The sequence below is a fragment of the Leucobacter rhizosphaerae genome, assembly GCF_022919175.1.
GTDB classification, from domain to species: Bacteria; Actinomycetota; Actinomycetes; order Actinomycetales; family Microbacteriaceae; genus Leucobacter; species Leucobacter rhizosphaerae.
On the sequence record NZ_CP095043.1, the window covers coordinates 3,109,728 to 3,124,774 of the forward strand.

At 70.9% G+C, this 15,047-nt stretch carries 13 protein-coding genes; 7 read left to right on the forward strand and 6 right to left on the reverse strand.

Features of this window, described 5'->3' with window-relative positions:
* Window positions 1–55: 55 nt before the first annotated feature.
* Window positions 56–1,834: an FAD-dependent oxidoreductase gene (locus MUN76_RS14335; RefSeq protein ID WP_244685626.1), complete on the reverse strand. Its 1,779-nt coding sequence runs from the start codon at window positions 1,832–1,834 to the stop codon at window positions 56–58.
* Window positions 1,835–1,925: 91 nt separating this feature from the next.
* On the opposite strand from MUN76_RS14335, the gene MUN76_RS14340 reads away from it, so the two are divergent.
* Window positions 1,926–2,873: a LysR family transcriptional regulator gene (locus MUN76_RS14340; protein WP_244685628.1), complete on the forward strand. Its 948-nt coding sequence runs from the start codon at window positions 1,926–1,928 to the stop codon at window positions 2,871–2,873.
* Window positions 2,874–3,125: 252 nt separating this feature from the next.
* Here the strand turns inward: MUN76_RS14340 and sufU are convergent, their stop codons facing one another.
* Window positions 3,126–3,596 (reverse strand): Fe-S cluster assembly sulfur transfer protein SufU, encoded by a 471-nt coding sequence (gene sufU / locus MUN76_RS14345; protein WP_244685629.1) that lies wholly within the window; start codon window positions 3,594–3,596, stop codon window positions 3,126–3,128.
* A complete protein-coding gene (locus MUN76_RS14350; protein ID WP_429952842.1) occupies window positions 3,593–4,888 on the reverse strand; it encodes an aminotransferase class V-fold PLP-dependent enzyme in 1,296 nt (431 codons plus the stop codon). The genes sufU and MUN76_RS14350 overlap by 4 nt, the downstream gene beginning before the upstream one ends.
* Before the next feature lie 157 nt (window positions 4,889–5,045).
* On the opposite strand from MUN76_RS14350, the gene MUN76_RS14355 reads away from it, so the two are divergent.
* Window positions 5,046–5,678: a trimeric intracellular cation channel family protein gene (locus MUN76_RS14355; protein WP_244685633.1), complete on the forward strand. Its 633-nt coding sequence runs from the start codon at window positions 5,046–5,048 to the stop codon at window positions 5,676–5,678.
* Here MUN76_RS14355 and MUN76_RS14360 read toward each other — a convergent pair.
* Window positions 5,656–6,933, reverse strand: coding sequence for an MFS transporter (locus tag MUN76_RS14360; RefSeq protein WP_244685635.1), 1,278 nt, complete (start codon window positions 6,931–6,933; stop codon window positions 5,656–5,658). The two genes, MUN76_RS14355 and MUN76_RS14360, sit on opposite strands and share 23 nt — an antisense overlap.
* 166 nt (window positions 6,934–7,099) lie before the next feature.
* Window positions 7,100–8,296 carry a thioredoxin domain-containing protein gene (locus tag MUN76_RS14365; RefSeq protein WP_244685637.1) on the reverse strand — a complete coding sequence of 399 codons (1,197 nt, stop codon included), beginning with the start codon at window positions 8,294–8,296 and terminating at the stop codon, window positions 7,100–7,102.
* A gap of 49 nt (window positions 8,297–8,345) precedes the next feature.
* Here MUN76_RS14365 and rsmI point away from each other — a divergent pair, with 49 nt between their 5' ends.
* The 5 genes from rsmI (at window position 8,346) to MUN76_RS14390 (ending at window position 13,575) form a co-directional block, all read left to right on the forward strand.
* Window positions 8,346–9,173, forward strand: a complete 828-nt coding sequence (gene rsmI / locus MUN76_RS14370) for a 16S rRNA (cytidine(1402)-2'-O)-methyltransferase (protein WP_244685639.1) — start codon at window positions 8,346–8,348, stop codon at window positions 9,171–9,173.
* Window positions 9,170–9,706: a hypothetical protein gene (locus MUN76_RS14375; RefSeq protein WP_244685641.1), complete on the forward strand. Its 537-nt coding sequence runs from the start codon at window positions 9,170–9,172 to the stop codon at window positions 9,704–9,706. Before rsmI ends, MUN76_RS14375 begins: the two co-directional genes overlap by 4 nt.
* 122 nt (window positions 9,707–9,828) lie before the next feature.
* Complete coding sequence (locus tag MUN76_RS14380; protein WP_244685643.1) at window positions 9,829–10,845, forward strand: FKBP-type peptidyl-prolyl cis-trans isomerase; 1,017 nt, start codon at window positions 9,829–9,831, stop codon at window positions 10,843–10,845.
* 102 nt (window positions 10,846–10,947) lie between these two features.
* Complete coding sequence (dxr, locus tag MUN76_RS14385; RefSeq protein WP_244685644.1) at window positions 10,948–12,036, forward strand: 1-deoxy-D-xylulose-5-phosphate reductoisomerase; 1,089 nt, start codon at window positions 10,948–10,950, stop codon at window positions 12,034–12,036.
* Window positions 12,037–12,081: 45 nt separating this feature from the next.
* Window positions 12,082–13,575: a M50 family metallopeptidase gene (locus tag MUN76_RS14390; RefSeq protein WP_244685646.1), complete on the forward strand. Its 1,494-nt coding sequence runs from the start codon at window positions 12,082–12,084 to the stop codon at window positions 13,573–13,575.
* 39 nt (window positions 13,576–13,614) lie between these two features.
* Here MUN76_RS14390 and MUN76_RS14395 read toward each other — a convergent pair whose 3' ends face one another.
* A complete protein-coding gene (locus MUN76_RS14395; protein ID WP_244685648.1) occupies window positions 13,615–14,955 on the reverse strand; it encodes a CapA family protein in 1,341 nt (446 codons plus the stop codon).
* Window positions 14,956–15,047: the final 92 nt, after the last annotated feature.

A 15,047-nucleotide genomic window follows, 5' to 3' on the forward strand; every position in this document is an offset into this window, starting at 1 on the left:
GGTCGATCCACCCGAATAGCAGGTGGACCGACCTCCGCTCGGCTGACCGCTCATGCTACTCGACGAGCTTGCCCTCGACCGTGTCGTCGGCGGCCGCGTAGGCCAGATCGCGGAAGGATTCGGGGGCCTCGGCGACCCGCTCGAAGGTGACGCCGGTCGACGGCGACCACACCATGTTTCCGCGGAACTCGTCGTTCATCTCGGGGAAGTCGGAGCGGTTGTGGCAGCCGCGGGTCTCGCGCCGTTCCAGCGCGCACTCGAGCGTGGCGCGGGCCGCGAGCATCGATCCGTAGAGATCGAATGCGTGGGCGAGGTCGTCGAATCCGGCGATGTCGGGGTGCGCGGTGACCCGAGCGACCCGCTCCTCGAGCGCGTCGAGCTTCGCGAGCCCTGCGCGCAGCCCCTCCTCGTCGCGGACGACACCCGCGTGCTCGGTCATCAGATCGCGCAGCGCGCGCTGCAGCCGACGCGGGCTCTCCGTGCTCTTCGCGGCCGAGGCTGCATCGCCCGCGCCGAGCAGCCCCTGCATCTCCGCCCGGGCCGCGGCGACCGCCGCGGGATCCCGATGCACCGTCGTCAGCCCGCTCACGTACTCGGCCGCGTCCTCGCCGGTGATCCGACCGTAGACGAGCAGCTCGATGAGGGAGTTACCGCCCAGGCGATTCGCTCCGTGCAGGCCGCTCGACGCCTCGCCGATGGCGTACAGACCCGCGACGCCGGTGCCGTGATCCTCGGGGCGCACCCAGACTCCGCCCATGGAGTAGTGCGCCGTGGGTGCGATCTCGATCGGCTGCTCGGTGATGTCGAGCATCTGGAGATCGATGAGGTTGCGGTAGACGCGGGGGAGCTTCGAGAGGATCTGCTCGCGCGGCAGGTGGGACACGTCGAGGAACACGCCGCCGTTCGTGGTGCCGCGGCCCTCGATGATCTCGGTGTAGCTCGCGAGCGCAACGCGGTCGCGGGTCGAGAGCTCCATGCGCTCGGGGTCGTAGCGCTCCATGTAGCGCTCGCCGAGGGCGTTGCGCAGGATCCCGCCCTCACCGCGAGCGGCCTCCGAGACGAGCATGCCCGCGGCGTCGGCGGGCTCGAGGATCCCGGACGGGTGGAACTGCACGAGCTCGGCGTCGCGGATCTTGCCGCCCGCGAGGGCCGCGAGGCGGAACGAGTCGCCGGTGTTCTCGTCGCGCCGCGAGGAGGTGTTGCGCCAGATCCGGGTGTGGCCGCCGGCGGCGAGAATCACGGCGTCTGCGTGGATCACCACGGGGGAGCCGTCGACGATGTCGAAGCCGTAGGCGCCGAAGATCTTGCCGTCGCTCTCGAGCAGGCGCGTGATGTACACGGTGTCGATGATGGGCACGCGCAGCTCGGAGGCGCGACGCATGAGCGTGCGCTGGATCTCGAGTCCCGTGTAGTCGCCCGCGTAGCAGGTGCGGCGGTACTTGTGGGCGCCGAAGAAGCGCTGGCTGATGCGACCGTCGGCCTCGCGCGCGAAGGGCATGCCCCAGCGCTCGAGATCCTCGATGCCCTGAGCAGCACCGCGGGTGACGATTTCGACGATCGCGGGATCGGCCAGGTAGTAGGACTCGCGCAGCGTGTCGGCGGCGTGCTGCTGCCAGCTGTCCTCGGGGTCGATGGTGCCGAGAGCGGCGTTGATCCCGCCCGCGGCAAGAGTCGTGTGCGCGTCGTGGGCGCGGCGCTTGCCGACGGCGAGGACCTGGATCCCGCGCTCGGCGAGTTCGATGGACGCGCGGAGGCCGGCGCCGCCGGTTCCGATCACGAGGACGGAGGTGGCGAGCAGGCGCTCGGTGCGGCTGGATGATGCTGTCGTGGTCATGGACACCACGTTAGGGACGCGCTTTCGATTACTCCAATGAATAGTTCGGATCATTACGATGCGTGTACGCTATGAATATGAGGCGAGCACGATGAATCTCGATCAGCTGCGGAGCTTCGCGGAGGTGGCGCACACGGGTCACTTCACGCGCGCGGCCGAGCGGCTGCATCTCGCTCAGCCCTCGCTCAGCCGGCAGATCTCCACGCTCGAGGCGGAACTCGGCGTCGAACTCCTGCACCGCACCCGCGGTCACGTTGCACTCACGACTGCGGGGGAGCGCCTGCTGCCGCTGGCACGGCGCATGCTCGCGGACGCCGAGACAGCGCGCGGGGAGATGGCCGAGCTCGCGGGTCTGCGGCGGGGTCGCATCCGCATGGGCGCAACGCCGACGCTGTGCACGAGCCTCGTCGTCGAAGTGCTCGCGGATTTTCACGAGCGGTACCCCGGTATCGACATCGAGATTCTCGAGCGAGGATCGCGGAGCCTGATCGCCGCGCTCATGGAGGGGACGCTCGACCTCGCGCTGATCGTGACCAGCGTCTCCTCGGGTTCCGCCCGCGCGGTGCTGGAGCACGAGCCGATCCTGAGCGAGCGACTCGTGGTGGTGTCGGCCGCGGCCGGGCCGGATCCGTTCGCGAGCGCGAACGGCACGGGAGTCGAGCTCCGTGAGCTCGCCGTCGTGCCGCACGTGTCGTTCCCGGAGAACTACGACCTCCGTGTGGCAATGGACGCGGCCTTCCACGCCGAGGGCCTCACGCCGGTGGTCGCGGTCGAGGGCGCCGAGATGGACGCGGCGCTGCGGTTCGCGGAGCGCGGCATCGGGGTCGCGGTGGTGCCCGCGATGGTCGCAGTGGATCGGCCGCTGCTCCGCGCCACCCCATTGGCCGATCCGGCACTCCTCCGCACGGTGAGCGTGGCGCGCCGCTCGGACATGGCGCCGACCCCGTCGAGTGCGGCGCTGCAGGCGCTGATCCGGGAGATCGCCGACCGGCTCACCGCGCCGGGTGCGGCGACCGCCGACCTCGTGACCCGGATGTAGCGGTGCTGGGTCCCGCGCTATACCGGGGCCGGGCCCGGCGCGGGTCCGGATCCCGATCCGAGCGTCACTTGGGGAGGAGATTTCGATTCCTACGGAGCGAACTGGGGTATTGGATCCTCAATTGCTGAGATCTCCGCAATCAGTGGCGCCGGGCAGAAGTGGCGCCGGGCAAACCTGGCGCCGGGCAGAACTGGCGCCGGGCAGAACTGGCGCCGGGCCCCCGGACACCCGCGCGGCCCGAGCCAAAACCCCCTACGCCCGCTGCGCGTCGATCTGCTTGAGATCCGCCTCGAGCGCCACCCAGCCGAGCATCGCGCACTTCACGCGCATCACGAACTTCGAGACCCCCTGCAGAGCGACCGCGTCGCCGAGCAGCTCCTCATCGGGCTCGCCGGCGCCGCGCGCCTGGATCATTTCGCGGAACGCGTCGATCCGCTCCTGGGTCTGCTCGACCGTAAGCTCCTCCTCGCGCAGCAGCTGGGAGAGGATCGAGGCGGAGGCCATCGAGATGGAGCACCCCTGCCCGTCCCAGGCGAGACCGGTGACGTTCCCCGTCGCGGGGTCCACCGCGATCGAGACGTCGATCTCGTCGCCGCAGCTCGGATTGAACTCGTGGTGCGACGCCGTGAGCGCACCCTCCGACGGCTCGAGCGTTCCCTTGCCGATCGGACGCTTCGAATGATCCAGGATGACCTCCTGGTAGAGCCCGTCGAGTGCGCTCATGCCGCCACCTCCACACCGAAGTACCGCTGGGCGCCGCGGAGCGCGTCGAGGAATCGGTCGATCTCGTCCTCGGTGGTCGTGAGGTGCACACTCGCGCGGGTGCTCGACGTGATGCCGAGCGCGCGGTGCAACGGCTGCGCGCAGTGGTGGCCGACCCGCACGAGGATCCCCTGCTCGTCGAGGAACTGACCGACGTCGTGCGCGTGCAGGCCGTCGACCGACACCGCCGCGAGGGCCACGCGCTGCGCGGGATCTGCGGGGCCGAGGAGTCGCAGCCCGGGGGTCGCGGTGATGCCCTCGACCAGGCGCTCGACCAGCTCATGCTCGCGAGCCGCGGCGCGCTCCATGCCGACGGTGCGGGAGAACGCGATCGCGGCCCCGAGACCGACCACCTGGGAGACCGGCTGCGTGCCGGGCTCGAAGCGGAGCGGCGGAGGCATGAACTCGGCGGCCTCCATGGTCACTCGGGTGATCGCGGACCCGCCGGTGCGCGCAGGCGGTAGCGCGGCCAGAGCTTCGGGGCGGCCGTACAGTACGCCGATCCCGTTCGGTCCGAGCATCTTGTGCCCGGAGAACGCGGCGAAGTCGACGCCGAGCGCGGCGAAATCGACGGGGATGTGCGGCACCGACTGGCATGCATCGAGCACGGTCACGGCGCCGACGGCGCCGGCGAGTTCGACCACCTCGGCGACGGGTGCGACGTAGCCGGTCACGTTCGACACGTGGGCGAAGGCGACGATGCGGGTGCGCGGGGTGATCGCCGCGCGGGCGTCGTCGATGGTCCAGGTGCCGTCCGGCCTCACCGGGATGTAGCGGAACGTCGCGCCGGTCTTGGTGGCGAGTCGCTGCCACGGGATCAGGTTCGCGTGGTGCTCCGCCTCGGTGACCAGGATCTCGTCACCGGCGCCGAGGAGGTAGCGGTCGCTGCCCTCGACCCCGAGGCCGGCGTTCGCCTCGCCGATCCCGAGCGCCACGAGGTTGAGCGCGTCGGTCGCATTCTCGGCCCACACGATCTGATCGGGGGAGCCGGCACCGACGAACTCGGCCACCGCCGCGCGCGCGCCCTCGAAGGCCGCGGTCGCCGCGCCCACGGCACCGCTCGTGCCCCGGTGCACCGCCGAGTTCGCGGTCTCGAGGAACGTGCGTTCCGCGTCGAGGACGGCTCCCGGCCGCTGCGAGGTCGCTGCGGCGTCGAGGTAGGCGACCGTCCGCCCATCCTCGCGAGCGGGAAGGCTGAAATACGGGAAGGCCGCGCGCAACTCGGCGACCTCCGCTGGGGTAAGCGCAGGCATGACTCCCATTCTTCCACCTGCGGGTCCGCGGGTGGTACGAGGGCTACAACGGCGCGGTGCCGTGGTGTATTCCGTGCGGTGCCGCGGAGTATTCCGTACGGCGCCCCAGAGCGGGTGCGCGACGCGGGTCGGGATCGCGCGCAGTACACTCGGGCCCGTGGCAACCTCCATCCTCACCGAGATCCTGCAGCTCGCCGGCATTCTGGCGTTCGCCATCTCCGGGGCACTCGTAGGGGTGCGGCGGCAGCTCGATCTGCTCGGGGTGATCGTCGTCGGCGCGTCCACCGGGGTGGGCGGCGGGATCCTGCGCGACATGCTCATCGGGGTGCATCCGCCGCTGTCGTTCCTGCACTGGCAGAACCTCACCGTCGCCATCGCAGGATCGCTCGTCGTGTTCGTGCTGCACCCGGGATTCGCGCGGATCCGCCACTTCGAGATCGTGTTCGACGCCTTCGGACTGGGGCTGTTCTCCGCGAACGGCGCGGTCGTCGCCGCCGTCTCCGGCCAGACCGCGCTCACCTCGGTGCTCGTGGGGGCCATCACGGCGATCGGCGGCGGCGTGATCCGTGACGTGCTGGTGAACACGGTGCCGGGCGTGCTCACGCGGGAGCTGTACGCCGTCTCGGCCCTGCTGGGGGCGGGATCCGCGATCGCGATCCTGCGGCTCACGGGGGACGCTACCCTCGCGTCCCTGATCGGGGGCGCCCTCGCGGTGACACTCCGCCTCGCCTCTTACGCGCGCGGCTGGCACCTGCCGAAAGCGCGGTTCAGCGGCGACTCGACGGCGTGAGGATCCAGTTCGCGATCCCGAGCACCATGACGAGGGCCGCGGCGCCGAGGGGCAGGCTCATCGCGGGGTCGGTGCCGAGGTTCTCGGCGACGCTCCCGGTCGCCGCGGCCGCGAGCGACTGGCCGAGCATGAGCGCGGATCCCAGCATCGTCATGACGGTGGCCGAGCGCCCGACCGGGCTGCGCTGCGCGCCGAAGCCGTAGAGCGTCACGAGCAGGGGGCCGATCCCGATGCCGGTGAGCGCCAGACTGACGAGGATGGTGCCGACGCTGTCCGCCTGCGCCATCAGCGCCTCACCCGCGACGATGAACACGGCGAACGCGAGCCATCGGTGGCGCAGGGTGAACTTGGGGGAAAACAGCGCGACGCAGAGGGCGAGGATCGCGGACCCCACGCCCATGACGCCGTAGAGCAGCCCGGCCGACTCGGCGGAGCCGGCGTCCTGCATGAACGCGGTGAGCGACGTGAGCGTCGACCCGAAGACGAGACCGACGGTGAAGATGCCGCCGACGACGACGAGCAGGGTCGGGCGCGCGAGCTCCGATGCGGGCGCGAGGGTGGCAGCGCGTTCGGCGGCGGATTTGGCCGGTGCGCTCGTGTGATGGAGGGCGAACGCCACGACGAAGACGAGGGTGAGGATCGCGGCGCCCGCGACGGGCGCCCACGCGCCCATCGTCGTCGCGAGGACCCCCACGACCACAGGGCCGAAGACGAACACCATCTCATCGGCGGCGGACTCGTAAGCGAGCACGGTCGAGATCGTGCGCGGGCGGCGCTCAACCGGCAGATCCGTCTGGATGATCGTGACGAGCCGCGAGCGCGACATGGGGGAGGTCTGCGGTCCGGAGGCGCCGGTGATGAAGGCGACCGCGAGCATCACCCAGTTCGGCAGGTCGCTGTAGGCGACCCACGCGAGCGCACCGAGCGCGGCGCTGTTCACGATCGCGGCGATGAGCAGCGTCGGCCGCTGGCCGAAGCGGTCGGCGGCGGCGCCGATGAACGGCCCGATGCTGGCCGCGCCGATCCCGACCAACGCCGACCCGAGGCCCGCGAGCTCGACGGAGCCGCGCGCGGACACGACCAGCGTGAGCACGCCGATCACCATCATTGCGAAGGGGAGCCGCGAGATGAAGGCCAGCGGGAAGTAGGTGACGCCCGTCTGCCCCAGCAGGGTGGTCGGCTGCGCGGGTGCGGTCGGCTGCGCGGCGGGTGCCGGGACCGGGTCTCCGGCGGCGGGTGATTCGGAAGGACGCATAGCCGACCGAGTTTACCAGAGCCGCGGGAGGGGCTTTGGTGGGGGTACGGGTTCGCCGCTCGGGCGGTTCTCACACGTCATGCGGATGAATTCGGCCGTCGGCGACCGCAGGAACGGTGAGAACCGCGTGAGCTGCGAATGGAGGGCGAGCAGCGCCCCGCGACCACTACCGGAGCGCCACGCCCTGCTCCTCCAGGAACGCGCGGAAGGCCGGGCCGTTCGCGGGATCCCCGGTATAAGGCACCCCGTTCACCACGGCGAGCGGCGTGCCGCTCACCATGAGCTCGCCGTCCTCGGCGTGCGGCACCGGGTTCGCGAACACCCAATCATTGAGCGCCTGCGCGAACGGCACGAACCGCTCGGTCTCGATGCAGGAGCGGACCTCGTCGTTCAGTCCGTCGACGGCGTCGTTCAGCTCGGCGATGATCGCTGCGTTGTCGTGGCCGGGGATCCCCTCGGCGGGCTGGAAGTCGGTGTCCATGAGTGCGGTGTGCGCGTCCCAGGCCGCGTCCGGCTGCGCGTCGGCGACGCACGACATCGCGCCGGAGATGCGCGAGGAGTAGTAGCTGCCCTCGGAAACGCGGTCAAGGAAGGTGAGGGGGTGCAGTTCGAGCACGGTCGATCCCGACTCGACGACCTCCTCGAGGGTGTCGATGTTGGCCTCCTCGAAGAGTGCGCAGTAGGGGCAGCGGTAGTCCACGTAGACCTGGATGCGGTTGGTGGCGGTGCCGTCGCCGAGGCCCGCGAGCTCCGTCGGCTCCGGCAGAGCGCTGTCGGCCGGCGCGTCCGAGCGGATCGTCGTGATGTCGTCGCCGCTCCCGATGAACGCGATCCCACCGGTGGCGAAGTTCGCGGGCCACTGCACGGGCGCCATGGGGTCGACCGGGGCGACCTCGGAACCGCCCGATCCGTCCCCGCCGTGCTGCCCTGCGCCGCCGTCGGCGGCCATCTGCGCGGCCGGCATGAAGGCCGAACCCAGGGCGAAGGCACCGACGACGAGCGCGACGACGAGGGTGAGCGCACCGGACGCGAGGCCCACGATCCCCGGGGCGAGCGGGCGCTGACGCAGCACGAGCGCGATGATCCCGAGCGCGATCGCCGCGATGCCGAGCACCACTCCGACGATCACGAAGACACCGGAGTAGAACGCTGCGACGACCGTCGTGAGGAGCGCCGCGAGCCCGACCGCCATGGCGGCGATCGTGAACGCCCGCCCGCCGCGACCGGTGCTGCCGCCGGGTGCCGGCTGCGGCGTGGCGTACGGGTGCGGCGGCGGTGCGGTGGTGCCCAAGGCCCCTGGAGCCTCGGGTTCGACGGGTGGCGTGGACGGTGCGGCGGACTCGGGCATCTCAGGGGTGCTCATGGGGTCCATTCTGGCAGTCCGGCCTGAGCGCTGCGCGTACGATGGGACCATGCTCCTCCTCGCGGCCACCCCGATCGGCAATCTGGGGGACGCGTCGATCCGCCTCCGTGAGACGCTGGCAGCGGCGCGCGTGATCGCCGCGGAGGACACCCGGCACACCGCGCAGCTGCTCCGGCTGCTCGGGATCGATCACCGCCCCGAGCTCGTCGCGCTGCACGATCACAACGAGCACGACCGCGCTTCGGCCCTCGTCGACCGCGCCGCGACAGAAGACGTGGTGCTCGTCAGCGACGCGGGGATGCCGACGGTCTCCGACCCCGGGTTCCGCGTCGTGCAGCTCGCCGCGGAGCGCGGGGTCGACGTCACCGTCATTCCCGGACCGAGCGCCGTGATCACCGCGCTGGCGGTCGCGGGGCTACCCACGGACCGGTTCGCGTTCGAGGGCTTCCTGCCGCGGAAGGCGGGGGAGCGGGCGCGGGCGCTCGCCGCACTGGCCGAGGAGCCGCGCACGCTCGTGTTCTTCGAGTCGCCCGCCCGGGTCGCCGCGAGTTTGCGCGCCATCGCGGAGGCATTCGGGGAGGATCGTCGCGGCGCCGTGTGCCGCGAGCTGACGAAACTCCACGAGGAGGTGCGCCGAGGCCCCGTGGGCGAGCTCGCGGAATGGGCCGCCGAGGGGGTCCGGGGAGAGATCGTGCTGGTGATCGCCGGGGCACCCGGTCGTGTCGTGTCGCCCGAGGCGGCGCTCGCCGAGGTGCAGCGTCGTGTCGCCGCGGGCGAGCGGCTCAAGGACGCGACGCGCGAGGTCGCGGAGTCGACCGGCCTCTCGGCGCGAGACCTGTACGCCGCCGTGCTCGAGGCCCGAAAGGACACCCCATGACCCGCGCTGCATCTCGAAGCGCCGCCGACGCGCGGGCCGCCGAGCGCGAGCGCGACGCGGAGCGGGCGCGGATCCGGATCGAGCTCTGGCGACTCGCCCTGCCCGTGCTGTGGTTCGGCATGGTCGCGGCGATCTCGTTCATCGAGGCCCCGCTCAAGTTCCAGGCGCCCGGCATCACGATCCCGCTGGGGCTCGGGATCGGCCGTCTCGTCTTCGCCACCCTGAACATCGTCGAGGGCGCGATCCTGCTCACGCTCACGGTCCTCTCATTCTGGCCGGTCGTCGCGCGCATCGCGGGTGCACGCCTTCTGGTGTGGTTCGGGCTGATCCTGGTGTTCGCCGGCAAGGTGGTCTTCGTGCGCCCGCCGCTCAATGCGCGCACCGATCTGGTGCTCGCGGGAGCGGATCCCGGGCAGTCGCCCTGGCACTACGTCTACATCGCCTGCGACGTCGCGACCCTCGTGCTGCTCGTCGTCTTCGCGGTGCTGACGGCGCGCGCGATCCTGCGCTCGCCCGCCCTGGTCCGCCGCTAAGCTGCACTCAGCGTGCATCCAGCCGCTCCACAGGGAATCGGCCGGGAGATGCACCAGACTTGACGACATTGCGCGGTCCCCGGAAGGGCGGATCGGCGCCCGCCATCGAAGTGAGGACACCTGTGAAGCGCTCGCGCACCCTGATTCCCGTCGCCATCGCTGCGGCGCTGCTCATGAGCGGCTGCTCCGCCGGATCCGACGGCTCCGCGGACGCGAGCGGGGAGTCCTGCCTGGCCCCCGGCGACGCCAGCAATTCGGTCAAGGTCACCGGTGAGGCGGGAGATGAGCTCGAGCTCACCTCCGAGACCCCGGTGTCGGCCAAGGAACTGCAGCGCACCGTGCTCACCGAGGGCTCGGGAGACGCCCCGAAGGACGGCGAGGCCATCGCCGTCACCATGACGATGTTCAGCGGGGTCGATGGCTCCGCGATGCAGCAGGCGCCCGAGAGCACTGTGACGTTCGCGAAAGATCAGCTGAACGGCTGGGCCTACGAGGCCTTGCGCTGCGCGGCGCCCGAGCAGCGCGTCGCGCTGGTCAGCCCCGTGAGTGAGATCACGGCGGGCGAGGATCCCGCAACACTCGGACTCACCGGGGTCACCAACGACGATTCGGTCGTCATCGTGATGGACTTCGGCGACGTCAGCGAGTCCGCGACGGCGAGCGAGCCGGGCACCCTCGAGTCCGATGAGCTCCTGAAGAAGGCCGAGGGCACGGCGAAGGCCGCTCCCGAGGGCTTCCCGACGGTGAAGCTCGCGGAGGACGGCGAACCGACGATCACCATCCCCGAGGGCGTCGAGGCCCCCACCTCCCTCGAGATCGCGACGATCATCGAGGGCGACGGTGAGACGGTGGAGCCGGGAGACCGGGTCTACGTCAACTACCGCGGCGTGATCTGGCGCACCGGCGAGGAGTTCGACTCGAGCTGGAGCCGCGGCGCCCCGACCGACTTCCTGACGACGCAGGTCATCGGCGGCTTCCAGCAGGCGCTCGAGGGCCAGAAGGTCGGCTCGCAGATCATCTCGGTGGTTCCCGCTGAAGACGGCGGGTACGGCGCGGCCGGGCTCGAGCAGCAGGGGCACCAGGCCGACGACGTGATGGTCTTCGTGCTCGATATCCTCGGCACCGTCCACGCAGAGTAGCCGTCGGCGGCCGCCTCTCGGCCGCACCCGAAGCTGAGCGCGGGCTCCCTCCTTTCGAAGGCGGGGGCCCGCGCTTCGCTGCGACCCGGCAGAATGGGACGCATGAAACGAGTTGTGATTCTGGGGTCCACCGGTTCGATCGGCGAGCAGGCGCTGGACGTGATCCGGAAGCATCCCTCGAAGTTCCAAGTCGTCGGGCTCGTGGCCGGCAGCCAGGCGGACCGGGTGCGGCAGCAGGCGGACGAGTTCAACGTGGAGCACACCGGCCTCGGCGCCGACGAGGCGGTCGCGCTCGTGCGCGACGTGCCGGCGGATGTGGTGCTCAACGGCATCACGGGCTCGATCGGGCTCGGTCCGACGATCGCCGCGCTGACGGCGGGGCGCACGCTCGCGCTCGCGAACAAGGAGTCGCTCATCGTCGGCGGCGACCTCGTGACGGGGCTCGCGGCGCCCGGCCAGATCGTCCCGGTCGACTCGGAGCACTCGGCCATCGCGCAGGCGCTCCGATCCGGCCGCCCCGACGAGGTGCGTCGCCTCATTCTCACGGCCTCGGGCGGACCGTTCCGGGGCCGCGACCGCGCGTCGCTCAAGGACGTCACCCCGGCCGAGGCGCTGAACCACCCGACCTGGGACATGGGTCGTGTCGTCACGACGAACTCCGCGACGCTCATGAACAAGGGGCTCGAGGTGATCGAGGCGCACCTGCTCTTCGGCGTCTCGTACAGCGACATCGAAGTGGTCGTGCACCCGCAGTCGATCGTGCACTCGATGGTGGAGTTCACCGACGGCTCGACGATCGCGCAGGCGTCGCCGCCCGACATGCGGCTCCCCATCGCGCTCGGGCTGACCTGGCCGGATCGCCTCTCGGGATCCGGAGCACCGCTCGATTGGCGAACGGCCACGAGCTGGGAGTTCGCGCCGCTCGACGACGAGGCGTTCCCGGCCGTGGAGCTCGCGAAGACGGTGGGGCGTGCGCGGCGCACCTACCCGGCCGTCTACAACGCCGCGAACGAGGAGGCCGTCGAGGCGTTCCACGATGGTCGGATCGGGTTCCTCGACATCGTCGGCACGGTCGAGGACGTGCTCGAGCGCCACGCAGCGCCCGAGCAGCTCACCCTCGAGGCGCTGCACGAGGCGGAGCGCTGGGCTCGTGCGGAGGCGCAGCTGGTGCTCTCCGCGCGCGAGCGTTAGGCGATCCCACAGCCGGCCAGCAGTCACGGGGGCTAGCCTGAGTCCGTGATTGAGGTGCTCTTGTACGTGTTCGGGATCCTGATCGTTCTGATCGGGCTCGCGGTTTCGATCGGCCTGCACGAGATCGGCCACCTCCTGCCCGCGAAGCTCTTCGGGGTGAAGGTCACGCAGTACATGGTCGGCTTCGGCAAGACGCTGTGGTCGAAGCGGAAGGGCGAGACCGAGTACGGGATCAAGGCCCTCCCGCTCGGCGGCTACATCGCGATGATCGGCATGTACCCACCGGACAAGCCGGGCGAGGCGCCCCGGGCGTCGACCACGGGGTTCCTCAACACGGTGGTGCGGGAGGGCCCGATACCGACCCGAGGCGCCGGTGACGGCGCCGACGCGGGCGACGGGCACGTCACGGGCGACGGAACGCACGCGACGGACGTGGTCTCCGAGCTCGAGCGCATCGGCGACGTGGAGCCGACCGAGCTGCGCCGCGGAATGGCGGGTCTCGTCGACGATGCCCGGGCCGCGAGCGCCGAGACGATCGCTCAGGGCGAGGATCACCGCACCTTCTACCGGCTGCCCATGTGGAAGAAGATCGTCGTGATGCTCGGCGGTCCGCTCATGAACCTCGTGCTCGCCTTCGTCTTCTTCGCGATCGTGCTCGTCGGGTTCGGCACCCCGCAGAGCAGTACCACGCTCGGGCAGCTCAACCAGTGCCTCGTGCCGGCCTCGAGTTCGGCCACGAGCTGCGGCAGCTCGGATCCGGCGGCCCCCGCGGCCGCGGCGGGACTCCTGCCCGGCGATCGCCTCGTCGCGGTCGACGGGGTCGCGATCACCGACTGGGACGCCTTCCGCACCCTCGTGAGCGAGTCGCCCGGCACGACGCTGCGGGTGACGATCGAGCGCGACGGGGCCGAGCAGTCCGTGCAGCTCACCCCGGTCGCGAACGAGCGCGTCCGCACCGACGCCGCCGGCGAGGTCGTCACCGATGCGTCGGGTGATCCCACGTACGAGACGGTCGGCATGATCGGAGCGACGCCCGCCTCCGAGCTCGTGCCGCAGCCGATCACGGCGGTGCCGGCGTTCGTGGGGGAGAACGTGTCGCAGGTCGTCGGGGTCATCGTGCGGCTCCCGGAGCGCCTGGTCGACATCTGGAACGCCGCGTTCGGCACCGAGGCGCGCGACGCCAATGGTCCGATCAGCGTGGTCGGGGTCGGCCGCCTCGCAGGGGAGATCGTGAGCGTCGAGGACGCCCCCGTCGCCGCCCGCGCGCAGGCGATGTTCGGGCTGCTCGGCTCCTTGAACGTCGCGCTTTTCGTCTTCAACCTCGTGCCGCTGATGCCGCTCGACGGAGGGCACATCGCCGGTGCCCTGTACGAGGGGGCGAAGCGCAAGATTGCGCGTCTGCGCGGCAAGCCCGATCCGGGTCCGATCGACACCGCGAAGATGGTGCCCGTGACGTTCGCCGTGGTGGTCGTGCTCGGGGCGATGGGACTGCTGCTCGTCTACGCGGACCTCGTGAAACCGGTGTCGCTCTTCGGATAGCGCCACCTCGACTCAGGCTTGCCCCTCGGCCCAGGCGTGTTACTCCGCCACCACGGTCACGTCGGGACCGAGGATCGCGCTCGACGCGGCCACCTGCTGCTCCGCCGTCACGCCGAAACTGGTCCGCGCGAGCAGATCGTCCGACGCGGCCAGCGGCGTCAGCGAGAGCGAGTGGCGCGCGAGCAGGTCGCCGGCGGCCTCCTGCTCCGCCGTCCAGTCGTAGTGCATGTAGGTGAGCATCGCGGTCGGGTTCGCGACCTCGACCGCGCCCGAGTCGGCGTTGCGGGCCAGTTCGAAGCCCGCGAGCACCCCGGTGCGCTGGTCGAGTGTGAGCTGCGTGCTCAGCATGTTGCCGATCGAGTACCAGACGAGCGTGCGCCCGCCGTCGGCGCGGGGGAGCCACGTGACCGGCTGCAGCACGTGCGGGCCGGTGCCGATGATCACGTCGGCGCCGAGGTCGGCGACCCGCTGGGCGAACGCGGACTGCTGCCCGTTCACCTCGTGGGAGTCCTCCGTGCCCCAGTGCGCCGAGACGATCACGACGTCCGCGAGCCCGCGGGCCTGAGTCATCAGCTCCTGCACGAGGGCGTCGTCGCCCATCATGTTCAGGGAGACGCCGTCGATCGGGGCGTTCGAGTACTCGGCGAAGGAGACGAGGGCGACGGAGATGCCGTCGATCTCGGTGACCGGGATCGTGCGCTGCTCCTCCGGGGTGCGGTTCGCGCCGGCGACCGTCGACGGCTGGAGGGCGTCCCACGCGGCGCGGGTGGCGGCGATCCCCGCGACCCCCTTGTCCGCGGTGTGATTCGTTGCGACGTTCACGAGGTCGCAGCCGGCGGCGCCGTGCAGATCCCGCGCGAATTCCGTTGGAGCGTTGAACGTCGGGTAGCCGCTGATCCCGAAGTCGACGCCGGCCGTCGGTACCTCGAGGTTGCAGAAGGTGAGGTCGGCGGCAGCGAGTTGCGGGGCGATGCCGGAGAAGAACGGGCTGTAGTCGTACCCGCCACCCTCGATCTGGGCGTTGGCGTTCACGGAATCGTGCGGCAGCATGTCGCCCATAGCGATGACGCGCACGGGCTGCTCGGGTTCCGGGGGAGGTGCGGTGGTCGTGGGGGTCGTGGGTTCGGGATCGGGGGACTCCGTCGCCGCGGGTGCGGGATCGCCGCCCCGAGCCGCGTTCACGGCGAACGCGGTGCCCACGCCTGCTCCGGCGAGGAGCAGGGCGGCCACGCTCAGGGTGATGATGAGGCGCGTGCGCCGCGACGGCCGCGCCCTCGCCGGGCGCGCGTCGATCGCCGGAGCACCGCCCGTCGGAGCACCGCGCACCGGGTCGCTCCCGTTCGGAGTCGCCTGATCGCCGGGTTCCGTGTGCTCCGCCATGGCTCCACCCTAGTATTCGCCGCGCGCGGGGCCGACAAGCACTCACGCAGAGATCTGCATTCCTGCTGACCGGACGAGCCGGATCCTTCAGC